The following is an 11,225-nucleotide window of genomic DNA, read 5'->3' as shown; positions in this document are numbered from 1 at the left end:
CTTGCCGGCGCTACACTGGCCGGGTGCACGAGGGAGGGGCGGCAGCCCGCATTACAGACGCCGGGATTCAGGCTATCAGCGCGCTGCATGCGGCCGGGATCGCGCCCGAGGCGCTTGCCGAGCTGATCCCCGAACATCGTCGCTTCCTCCGCAGGATCCCGCCCACGATGCGTCCGACGGGCGCGGTCTGGCGGCTCGGCGTGCTGCTGTTGGTCTCGCCCGAAGACCACGTATCACCGGCTCAGAAGACTCGTCGCCGGCAGGATCCTGCCCCGTCTCTTCCCCTCTGGCTTGTCGCGGGCCCCTCGACCCGATCGGCCGAGCGCGGCAGGCCGAACTTCCAGTCGGAGTCGCGTGAGCAGCGCCGCGAGATCGCGGCGGCCGCTCTGCGCGGCGGGTACCCCGTCGGCACGATCGTGCACTTCGACGCGGAGGCGCTGCCGTCGGATGACGCCGGTCTCGCGGTGCTCGGCGACGATTCCCCCGTCGGCCTGCACGACGGGGTGCCGCGCGTGCGCTGGCGCGCGGGGATGCCGCTCGCCTCGTCCGGGGAGTTCGAGCGCTACGTGTCCGAACGGGTCGGACTGCTCGTCGAGCCGCCGCTCGGCGCAAGCTGAGCCTGGGGCCGCAGCACATAGGCCACGCTGAGCCAGATCGGCCAGCCGACCAGCCACACCCCGGTGACGAGCCACACCCGCCTCAGCCACCCCCAGAGCTCGACGGTGCGCGCGGCGTCACCCACCAACCGCACCATGGCAAGCAGCACCGCGCTCGCTACCACCGCGCACAGCAGCATGCGCAGCCATTCGCGCCACTCATACTGCAACTGCGCCAGGCCAGATTTCGGTGGCCTCACCGGCTGCGGTCCCCCGGCGAAGCGATGCGCAACCCAGGCATCCACTCGGGCAATGACCTGATGCCCAAAAGCCACTGTGAAGCCGAGGTAGACGGCCCCGAGGCCGTGCGCGAAGCTCGCCTTCGCGCCATTCAGCACCAGGTCCCACCCGATCAATGCAAGCAGCAGCAGGTCGAGCACGGGGGCGCACAGCAGCAGCAGTGATGACAGCCTGCGCCTCCGGAAGAGGTACCGAGCGACGAGTCCGGCGCTGAGCACGACCCAGAACCCGACCTCGCAGGCGACGATTCCAATGACGATGAGATCCATGATTCCAGCCTGAAGTTGCGGCGAGCGCAGCGGATCCTCCTCCAGGCCGCCTCGCCTCCTCCGACCGGATGAGACGGGGCGACGAGCGTTCCGACAGACTGGGGGGCATGGTGGCACGCTGGTGGAGGGCGCTCGAGGCGAACCCTGGACGACGCGACCTAATCGTCGCCGGCTGCTGGCTGCTGCTTGGGTTGCTGCTCACCTCCGCGGGGATCGTCCGGCTCTGGGCAAGTCTCGCGGTTGTGGCGGTGCCGAACTGGGCGTTCGTGCTTCCCCTAGTCGGGATATGCGGCGCCACGATCCTGCGCTCACGGAAGCCACTCGTGGCGCTCGGGCTCGGCGTCGCCCTGACGGTCGTGGACCTCAGCTTCGGCGGCAGCCTCGCCGTGATCTTTATCTTGACTGACCTGATCTATGCCGCCGTGAAGTACGGCAGCGAGCGCGCCATCCGGGTGCTATTGGGCTGTGGGATCGGCTGCGCCGTCGTGCTCGGCGCGGTGCTCATTTGGAGCCCGCTCCACGACACCACCGTGCCGATCTTCTGGGTGCAGTGGGTACTCATCGTGGCGGTTCCCGCGATGTGGGGGTGGAGCGTGCGCAGCGAGCGCATGCGCACGCGCTCCGAGATGGCGAGGCAGCACGTCCTGTCGGCGCGCCAGCTGCGCGGTCGCATTGCGCACGACCTGCACGATCTCGTCGCGAATCAGATCGCGGTGGCTGGCCTGCACGTTGAGGCGGCGAAACTTGTCGCTGCGCGCGATACACCGAACACCGCCACGCTGATGCGCAGCCTGGAGCAGGCGAAGCGCGGCACCGACGAGGCGCACCACGAGTTACGCCATCTGATCGCAGTGCTCAGCGCGGTCGATGGCCTCGATGAGCCGGAGGCACCGGCTCTCGTGGACGAACTGCGCGAACTCGCGCGACTCGTGCCGTCCGGGCGCGCACTTGAGTATTCCGGCGAAAGCGACAAGATCCTGCGCGAGGCGCTGAGCAACGCCCCTCCCTCGCACCAACAGGTCCTGCTGCGCGCGTTGCAGGAGCTTGTGGTCAACGCGGCGAAACACGGCTCGGGTGACGTACAGATTCACGCTCATATTGAGCCCAGCGACGGGCTGCACATCAGCGTGGCCAACGACGTCCCGCCGAAGCGCAGCAGCGCCCTGGGCTCGGGCCTGGGCATTCGCGGCACCGAGCTGTTGCTCGGCAGCATCGGGGCGCGCCTGGAATCGGCGGCTCGAGATCGTCAGGGTGGCTGGTGCGCCAACATCGTCGTCCCCCTGCCACGCACGAATCGGAGAACCGTATGACTCGTACCGTCCGAGTAATTATTGCCGACGACCACGAAGCCGTGCGCAGCGGGGTCGCCGCAATCCTGAGCACTGACACCTCGATCGAGGTCCTCGCCGAGGCAGAGAACGGCTTCGATGCCCTCGCCGCCGCCCACCGGCACTCCCCCGACGTCGCGCTCGTTGATCTGCGCATGCCCGGCACCGACGGCATCTGGGCGATCTCGCGCATCACCGGCGAAACCGGCACTCGCGTGATTGCCCTCACCACCTTCGATTCGGACGACCTGGTCGCCGCGGCGCTCGCCGCCGGTGCACACGGCTATCTCTTGAAAAGCACAAGCGGCGTCGAGCTCATCCAGGCGGTGCATCACGTGGCGGCGGACCGCCACGTGGTGGATCCTGCGATTACCGGCGGACTCATCGCCCGAGCCGCGACGGCGCCTCAGGCCCCGGGCACGGACTCCGCGGGGCGCTCGCCCGTCCTCGCTGATCTCACCACCCGCGAACGCCAGGTGCTTGAGCTCGTAACCCGCGGCCTGGGCAATCAGGCGATCGCCGCCGAACTCCACATCGGGGTGACCACGGTGAAGACCCACGTGGGCTCGCTCTATGCAAAGAGCGGGGTCGACTCCCGCGTGCGGCTCGCGCGCTGGGGCGAATCGATCCTGCCCCGCGGATGACTAGCCAAACAGCGCCTGCCCGAGGAACTCCCCCTTTGCCACTCCCCGCGGCACCGCCCAGAGCCCCGAGCCGATGTGGCGAATGTACTCGCCCATGAGGTCCGGCTTGAGCGAGCGCTGCACCCTCACGAAGATTTCGGGGTCGTTCTGGAACGAGATGAAGAAGAGCCCGGCGCCCATCTGTCCGAGGTTGTTCGAACCATCGACGTAGTTGTAGCCGCGGCGCAGCATGCGCGCCCCGTCGTTATTCTTCGGGTGCGCGAGGCGCACGTGCGCCGCCATATCCATGACGGGCTCGCCGTCCTCGCCGCGCAGCCCGAGCTTCGGCTGCGAGAACTCGTCGCCTCCGGTCACCGGGGCGCCCGTGCGCTTGGTGCGCCCGATGATCCTCTCCTGCTCGCCCAGCGAGGCCCGATCCCAGGTCTCAATCGTCATCATGATTTTGCGGGCCACCAGGTACGTGCCCCCACGCATCCAATCAGGGCCCTCATTCCCGACCCAGACGAAGTCGCTGAGTGCCGCGGACTCGTCCGACATGATGTTCATCGTGCCGTCCTTGAACCCGAAGAGGTTGCGGGGCGTCTCTTGCTCGCGGGAGGTCGAGGCGGTGCGCCCGAACCCGAGCTGGCTCCACGAGAGGTGGGCGCGACCAACCGCGATGCGCGCGAGGTTTCGGATCGCGTGTACCGCGACCTGCGGGTCGTCGGCACAGGCCTGCACGCACAGCGCCCCGCCGCTCTGCGCCTGCTCGAGCAGATCGAAGGCGAACGCGGGAAGCGGGGCGAACTCCGCAGGCAGCTGCGCACGCAGCCCAAACGGGTCGCTGTCGCCGTCGTCGCCGACGAAGAGCTCGCGGCCGAAGCCGAAGGTGATCGTGAGTCGGCCCGCGTGCAGCCCCTCGGCCTCGCCCGTGTCGTCGGGCGGAAGGAGCGTGTTGTCCGGCTCGAGCCCCGTGCCGAGCGCCTCGCCGCGCGTCAGCGATTCAGCGGCCGCTGTCCACTCGCGCAGCAGCTCGATGAGGTCGTCCCGCGTCGTGCCGCGCACGAGTTGGAACGAGGCGAAGTGGAGGCGATCCTGCGCGGGCGTGACGATGCCCGCCTGGTGCGCGCCGTGAAACACGACCGTGCTGGTGGCAGCTGCGACAGACGGTCGGGACGCGGCTGCACTCGCAATCGCCGCCCCCGCGAGCCCGCCGCCAGCGAGGCCGGCAGCTCCGGCCCCGAGCATGCCGAGCAGCGCCCGCCGGCTGGGCCGGATCCCTGCGGGCGCGGGCGCGCCCTCAGGTGCCTGGTCAGGTCGATCCATGGGATTAGCCCGTGACGACGGCCGCGGTCAGGCGCGACATCGGCTCGCTCAGCGCGTTCAGCTGGGCGGCAAGCTCGTTGCGCTCGGTGTCGCCGACGGTGTCGTAGAAGACAAATCCCGCGTCGTACGACCCATACTCGGCCAGCAGCGCGAGCATCGCGGCAAACTCGGTGTCGAGCTCGGCGACGAGATCCTGTTCGCCGTTCGCCACCGCAAGCTCGCGCACGGTATCGAACGCTACCTGCGATCCCTCGACGTTGGCGGTGAAATCGTAGAGGTCGGTGTGCCCGAACTCGTTCTCTTCGCCCGGGAGCTTCCCGTCGGGCGCCGCGATCTCGTCGAGCAGGCCCTTGGCCCCCTCGGTGATGTCCGCCAGGGTGAGGGTGAAGTCGGGGGACGCGACCTTGTCTGTGAGCTCGGTGATGTCGGCGATCAGCTGGTCGCCGATCTCGGTGCGCTGCTCGGCCGTCATCGGGACGAGATCGTCCTTGGCGTAGTGGTCCTTCTCGGGCGTCGAATAGTTGGCGATCGCCTCGTCGAGCCACAGGTCCTGCTCAATGCGGTGGAAGCCCGTGAACGGCAGGCCCTCCTCAATCGCGCCGGGCTTGCGGTAGTCGATCTTGGGGTCGAGGTCGCCGAACTGCTCGGCGGTCGGCTCGATCCGCTCGTACGCGATGCGCGCGATCGGGAACAGTCGACGGGCCTCGTCGACATTGCCCGCCTGGAACGCCGCGACGAACTCCTCGACCGCCGGCACGAGCTCTTCGGTCTGCGACTTGACGTAGCCGATGTACTGCGCGACGACGGCGTCCGCCTCGGGCGTCGTCTTGACCGCATCACCGGTAACGGTGAAGAGTGCCTGGCCGACACCGGCGCCGATCATGCCCGGCTTGCAGCTCGTGTAGTAGGTCCCCGGCCCCACCTGCACGGTGAGCTCGCGGGTTGCCCCCGGCGCGATGTTCTCGACCTCACCGACGATCGTGAGTTCGTTCTCGCCGAGCACATAGAACTCGTTCACCTTGTCGCCGTCGTTCGTCACGGCGAACGTGACGGTGCCGCTCGCGCTCTCGGGCGTCGATACCACGCACGAGTCGTTCGCGGCGCTCACCGTGATGGACGCGGCGCTCGGGGCGGCGTTGGGCACGCACGCGGTGAGCGTCAGCCCGATCGCGGCGACGGCGGTGACCGCCAGCGCGGAGCGGAGGAATGCGGGTGTTCGAGTCATGAGGGTCCTTTGTCAGTGGTTCGAGGGAAGTTACGGGGTGACAGGGGCGTCGCTCGGCAGCGGGGCCGGCACCGCCTTGGGCGCGCTCGCGGTGCGAGACGAGCGTCGGAGGAAGATGACCAGTGTCGGCACGAGGTAGAGCGCCCAGGCGAGTACCTCGAGCTTCGTCATCTCGGGCGAGAACCCGATGGTGCCCTTGAGTAGCACGCCGAGCACCCCGTCAGGCGCGATGAGGTGCGAGAGCTGGAACGCCCAGGCGCTCTCGCCGAACCACGCGGCGACGAACGGGCTCGCCCCGACGGGCGCGGCGACGAATGGGCCGGGCAAGACACCTGCCTCCTGCAGATCGTGGACGCCGTACGCGAGCACGCCCGCGGCGAAGATGATGAGGAGCACCCCGGACCAGCGGAAGAACTTCCCGAGATCGATGCGCAGCATTCCACGGTAGAGCGCCCATGCGAGCGCGGCCGCGACCAGGATCCCGGACACCGCGGAGGCGAAGCCGAGGAGCGGGGAGACACCGCTCGAACGCGTGGTGGCCCAGATGAAGAGAGCGGTCTCTAGTCCTTCGCGGCCGACGGACACGAAGCCGAGCACCGCGAGGCCCCAGCCGCTGCCGAGCAAGGCCGTGTCCACCTGATCCCGCAGCGCGCCGCTGATGCCGCGCGCCATCTTCAGCATCCAGAACACCATCCACGTCACCATGGCGACTGCCAGGATCGAGAGGCCGCCGCCGATGAGCTCCTGCGCGCGGAAGGACAGCCCGTACGCGCCGTACGTGAGCGTCGCGCCGATACCCAGCGACACGACGATGGCGAGCACCACGCCGAGCCAGATCTTTCTCGCCGCGTCGGGGCGGCCGATCCGGTGCACGTAGGCGAGCAGCACGCTGACGACCAGCGCCGCTTCGAGGCCCTCGCGCAGTCCAATGAGCAGCGTGGCAATCATCGCCGGGCACCTCTTCCGATTCATCTGATCTTGGTAAGGGCACCCTTACTGAATCAAGTTATCACAGATTCATCAGATCAATGATCGGCCCCCGAAAATGCCAGATGGCCCCGACCGTGTGGTCGGGGCCCATCCAAGTTGTACTGACTACAGCACCTTCGAGAGGAACGCCTGGGTGCGTCCGTGCTGTGGACGCAGCAGCACATCGTCGGGTGCACCGTGCTCCACGACGGCGCCGCCGTCCATGAATGTCACGGTGTCGGCCACCTCGCGAGCGAAGCCCATCTCGTGGGTGACCACGATCATGGTCATGCCGCTTTCGGCGAGGTTCTTCATCACATCGAGCACCTCGCCGACGAGCTCCGGGTCGAGCGCACTCGTCGGCTCGTCGAACAGCATGAGGTCAGGCTTCATCGCGAGCGCCCGGGCGATCGCGATCCGCTGCTGCTGTCCGCCGGACAGCTCTCTCGGGTACGCGTCGGCCTTGTCAGCGAGTCCGACACGGTCGAGCAGCTCGAACGCCAGGTCGGTCGCCTCCAACTTGTTCTTCCGGCTCACGTTCATCGGCGCACACGTAATGTTCTCGAACGCCGTCATGTGTGGGAACAGGTTGAAGCGCTGGAACACCATGCCGATGTTCACCCGCTGCTGCGCCGCCTCGGACGGCTTGAGCTCGTAGAGCTTATTCCCGTGCTCGCGATACCCGATGAGCTCGCCGTCCACCTCGATCCTGCCCGAATCGATCGTCTCGAGATGGTTGATGCAGCGCAGGAACGTCGACTTGCCCGAGCCCGAGGGGCCAAGCAAGCAGCTCACCTCGCCCCGCTTCACCTCGAAGTCGATGCCCTTGAGTACGTGGTTGTCGCCGAAGGATTTGTGGACCTGTTGCGCGACGAGCTTGATCTCGCTCATGACTGCCCCTCGTTCGAACCGGATCCTGCCGCTGCACCGGCGACTGCCTGCGCCCCGACCGGAGTTGTGCGCACCGTGGGCTTGCGGCGCTTCTTGCTTGCCCCACCTGACGCCCCTGCGTGGCCGCGCGAGAATCGCTTCTCGAGCTGCGCCTGGCCGATCATCATGATCGAGGTGAAGAACAGGTACCAGACAGACGCCACGAGCAGCAGCGGGATCGGGTTGAGCGTCGCTGCCGAGATGTCTCGCGTGCGGGTGTAGAGGTCCCAGCTAAAGGGGACCGCCGTGACGAGCGAGGTCGTCTTGAGCATCGCGATGAGCTCGTTGCCGGTCGGCGGGATGATGACGCGCATGGCCTGCGGAATAACGACCTTGCGCATCGTGAGCCACCAGCCCATGCCGAGCGCGCTCGCGGCTTCCACCTGGCCCTCGTCAACCGAGAGCAGGCCGGCGCGCACGATCTCGGCCATGTACGACGCCTCATTGAGCGCCAGGCCAATGACGGCGATCCAGAACACTGGCACGATGTCCATGGTCTCGATGACGAGCCAGGGCTCCTGGAAGGGAATACCAACGTTAATCGACTGGTAGATCGCCCCGAGCAGGCCCCAGAACACCAGCTGCACGTACACGGGCGTGCCGCGGAAGAACCAGATGACCCCCCAGGAGAGCGCACGAAGGACCGGGTTGCTGGTCTCGCGCATGACCGCGAGGATGATCCCGATGACGATCGCGCCAAACATCGACAAGAACGTCAGGGCGAGCGTCACACCGGCAGCGGTGATGACGCGCTGATCGAACAGGTACTCAGCGAACGCCGGCCAGTCGTAGGCCTCGCGCTGCGACGCGTCCACGATGAACGCAAGCAGCAGGAAGATCAGCGCGAACGCGAGCAGGTTGCGCCAGGGGTGCCGGAGGGGCACCGCGCGAATGGGTTTCGGCGGTGCCACCGGGACCACAGTAGTGATCGGTTGGCTCATCGACTATTCCGTGCCAGCGTTGACAGTGATCGCGTCGACGCGGCCGACCTCGACGCCCCAGAACTCCAGGATCTCGTCGTAGGTGCCATCGTCGTGCAGTTCCTGCATCGCCGCGGCGAAGGCCTCGACCAGCTCGGTGTTGCCCTTCTTGAACGGGGCACCGGCAGGCAGCGTGTCGTAAATCTCCGAGCCGACGAGCTTGCCACCGCTGTTCTTGATCGCGTAGCTCACCACGGGTGAGTCCGCGACGAACGCGTACGCACGGCCGAGCGACACCGCGGCGACCATCTCCTCGGTCGTGTCGTATCCCATGACCTCGATCTTGTCCTTGCCCGCAGCCAGGCACTCCTTCTCGATCTCGGGCAGGTAGTACAGCGGTGCGGACCCACCGTTGGGCACGGAGATCTTCTGGCCACAGATGTCGAGCTCGCTCGCGATCTCGTTCTCCTTCAGCGAGCCGAACTGGTTGCCGGCCCAGAAGAAGTCGACCATGTCGAAGCTCTCCTGACGCTTGATCGTGTCGTAGTAGCCCGCGATGCCCGAGTCGAACTTGCCGAGCTCGATGTTCGGGATGATGTTCTCGAACTTCGCGACCTGGTTGTCGGTCTCAAGGCCGAGCTTGGCGGCCGTCGCATTCATGAGGTCGACCTCCCAACCGATCGGGTTGCCCGCATCGTCCTTGAACTCGTTCGGCGGGTAGGTGGCGTCGACGCCGAGGACGAACGTCCCGCGCTCGGCGATCTCCGAGGGGAGCATCGCCGCCGCCTCTTCGCTCACCGTGATCTTGGACAGGTCGACGGCCGTGTTCGCGGGCTTTGCCGCGTCGGTGCCTGCATCGCCACCCTTGGCGTCGGCACCTCCTGCCGCGCAACCGGTGGTCAGAAGCACTGCGAGGGCGGCCGTGGCCACCAAGCTCTTCTTCATCATTCGTTGTTCCTTTGTTTGGGTGTGGATTGGAGGGGTAACAGTCAAGAGTTAGGCCGAGTAGACGAGTGCGCCGTCGCTGTAGACCCGCGCGGCGCGCGTCTCGTGAATCTCCGCGGAGCTCTTCGCGAAGGGATCCTGGTTCGTGACGACCACGTCGGCGAGATAGCCCGGAGCGACGCGACCAACCTCGCGGCTGCGCCCCATCACCTCGACGCCGCCGAGCGTGTAGGCGCGCAGCGCGGTGGCCAGGTCGAGCTTCTCGTTCTCGAGAAACACCCGCTCGTCGTAGTCGGGGTGGCTGACCGGCACTTGGCGGTTCACCGCGACGTGCATGCCGAGCCACGGGTCGGCCGAGGTCACAGGCCAGTCGGAGCCAGCGCAGAGGTGGCTGCCGCTGCGCACCAGCGACGCGAACGGGTACTGGTGGGTGACGCGCTCGTCCCCGAGGAACGGCAGCGTGAGATCGATCATCTGGGGGTCGTAGCTTGCCCAGAGCGGCTGCATGTTCGCCGACGTGTTGAGTGCGCCGAAACGCGGCACGTCGCTCGGGTTGATGATCTGGATGTGCGCGAGCTGGTGCATCACCGTCGAGGCGTCGCCGTTCGCGGCGCGTGCCACCTCAATCGCGTCGAGGGCCTCGCGCACGGCGCGATCCCCGAGCGCGTGAAAGTGCAGCTGAAAGCCTTGCCGGTCGAGCTCGGTCACGATGTCCCGCAGCTTGATCGGGTCGACGAACGAGAGCCCCGCGTTCTCCGACGATTCTCCGCTCGTCGCGCAGTCGCAGCCTGGCGCAAGATAGGGCTCGATCATCGCGGCGGTCTGATTCTCGGCGACGCCGTCCTGCATGATCTTGATGGTGTCTGCGCGGAATCGTCCGCCGTGTGCCGCGGTGCGCTTCGCCACGAACGCGGGGATCTGCTCGAGCCCCTCCTTGCGCTCCCACCAGAGCGCGCCATTGACGCGCCCGCTGAGCTCGCCGCGCTCCTCGGCGAGCCGGTACACGTCGTAGAACTTGGGGCTGTGGTTGCCGTACTGCCCGATGAGCGCGTCCTGCCAGCTCGTGATGCCGTAGGCGATCAGCTTCGCCTGACCGACCAAGAACCCGGCGTACATCTCGTCGAGGTTCGGCTGCGGGGCGTGCGAGAGGGCCAACATGCGGGCGCCCTCGTGCAGCGTTCCCGTGGGCTCCCCGTGCTCGTCGCGCTCGATGCGCCCATCGGCAGGATCCGGGGTGTGCGCGTCGATGCCGCAGCGCCGCAGCGCCTCGCTGTTGACCCAGGCGCTGTGGTGATCGCGGTTCGAAAGGATGATCGGGCGGTCGTTGCAGATCGCGTCGAGGTCTCCCTTGAGGGGCGCGCCGCCGGGGAACGCGGCCTGCTGCCATCCGGCGCCGACGATCCACTCTTCGTCCGGGTTCGCCGCGACGTACTCAGTCACGGTGGCGAGGTAGTCCTCGCGGTTCCAGCCGTCGGCGAGATTGCAGCCGAGCATCTCCATGCCCGCCTCGACCGGGTGCACGTGGGAATCGGTCATCCCGGGCAGCAACAGCTGTCCCGCGATGTCAATGACCTCGGTCGCCTCTCCGATAGCGGCCTCCACCTCATTCCCGAGCAGCAGGACCCTGCCGTCCTTGATGCCGACGTGGCAGGGGGCGGGGAGATACTCCTCGCCCGTGAACACTGCGCCGTTGAGAAATGCGAGATCGAGCCGATCGCCCACTGTTTGCTCCTTTGAAAACACTCGCTAGACTGAACTAACCGCGTGTAACTTAATCGTTTAAGTGATCTTCGG

Annotated in this window: 11 protein-coding genes; 3 read left to right on the top strand and 8 right to left on the bottom strand. The window is 67.1% G+C overall.

Annotated elements, in window-relative coordinates:
- The first annotated feature begins 23 nt into the window (after window positions 1-23).
- Window positions 24-617 (top strand): hypothetical protein, encoded by a 594-nt coding sequence (locus KOE53_RS08250; RefSeq protein ID WP_188058114.1) that lies wholly within the window; start codon window positions 24-26, stop codon window positions 615-617.
- Here the strand turns inward: KOE53_RS08250 and KOE53_RS08245 are convergent.
- Window positions 563-1,165 (bottom strand): hypothetical protein, encoded by a 603-nt coding sequence (locus KOE53_RS08245; protein ID WP_188046619.1) that lies wholly within the window; start codon window positions 1,163-1,165, stop codon window positions 563-565. The two genes, KOE53_RS08250 and KOE53_RS08245, sit on opposite strands and share 55 nt — an antisense overlap.
- 107 nt (window positions 1,166-1,272) lie before the next feature.
- On the opposite strand from KOE53_RS08245, the gene KOE53_RS08240 reads away from it, so the two are divergent.
- A complete protein-coding gene (locus KOE53_RS08240; protein ID WP_188058113.1) occupies window positions 1,273-2,475 on the top strand; it encodes a sensor histidine kinase in 1,203 nt (400 codons plus the stop codon).
- Window positions 2,472-3,137, top strand: coding sequence for a response regulator (locus KOE53_RS08235; RefSeq protein WP_188058112.1), 666 nt, complete (start codon window positions 2,472-2,474; stop codon window positions 3,135-3,137). Before KOE53_RS08240 ends, KOE53_RS08235 begins: the two co-directional genes overlap by 4 nt.
- On the opposite strand, the gene efeB is transcribed toward KOE53_RS08235, so the two are convergent.
- The 7 genes from efeB to KOE53_RS08200 form a co-directional block, all read right to left on the bottom strand.
- Window positions 3,138-4,442 (bottom strand): iron uptake transporter deferrochelatase/peroxidase subunit, encoded by a 1,305-nt coding sequence (gene efeB / locus KOE53_RS08230; RefSeq protein ID WP_188058111.1) that lies wholly within the window; start codon window positions 4,440-4,442, stop codon window positions 3,138-3,140.
- 4 nt (window positions 4,443-4,446) lie between these two features.
- Window positions 4,447-5,667 carry an iron uptake system protein EfeO gene (gene efeO / locus KOE53_RS08225; protein ID WP_188058110.1) on the bottom strand — a complete coding sequence of 407 codons (1,221 nt, stop codon included), beginning with the start codon at window positions 5,665-5,667 and terminating at the stop codon, window positions 4,447-4,449.
- Between the two features lie 30 nt (window positions 5,668-5,697).
- Window positions 5,698-6,639, bottom strand: coding sequence for an iron uptake transporter permease EfeU (gene efeU, locus KOE53_RS08220; RefSeq protein ID WP_251364227.1), 942 nt, complete (start codon window positions 6,637-6,639; stop codon window positions 5,698-5,700).
- 123 nt (window positions 6,640-6,762) lie between these two features.
- Window positions 6,763-7,527, bottom strand: coding sequence for an amino acid ABC transporter ATP-binding protein (locus tag KOE53_RS08215; protein WP_188058109.1), 765 nt, complete (start codon window positions 7,525-7,527; stop codon window positions 6,763-6,765).
- Window positions 7,524-8,477 carry an amino acid ABC transporter permease gene (locus KOE53_RS08210; protein ID WP_353055613.1) on the bottom strand — a complete coding sequence of 318 codons (954 nt, stop codon included), beginning with the start codon at window positions 8,475-8,477 and terminating at the stop codon, window positions 7,524-7,526. Before KOE53_RS08210 ends, KOE53_RS08215 begins: the two co-directional genes overlap by 4 nt.
- 33 nt (window positions 8,478-8,510) lie before the next feature.
- Complete coding sequence (locus tag KOE53_RS08205; RefSeq protein WP_188046731.1) at window positions 8,511-9,434, bottom strand: ABC transporter substrate-binding protein; 924 nt, start codon at window positions 9,432-9,434, stop codon at window positions 8,511-8,513.
- 48 nt (window positions 9,435-9,482) lie between these two features.
- On the bottom strand, window positions 9,483-11,153 hold the full coding sequence (locus tag KOE53_RS08200) for an amidohydrolase (RefSeq protein WP_188058107.1): 1,671 nt from the start codon (window positions 11,151-11,153) through the stop codon (window positions 9,483-9,485).
- Between the last annotated feature and the right edge of the window lie 72 nt (window positions 11,154-11,225).

It is taken from the genome of Leucobacter sp. CX87, from assembly GCF_018682295.1.
Lineage (GTDB): Bacteria > Actinomycetota > Actinomycetes > Actinomycetales > Microbacteriaceae > Cx-87.
This window is presented reverse-complemented; position numbering and strand designations above follow the sequence as displayed.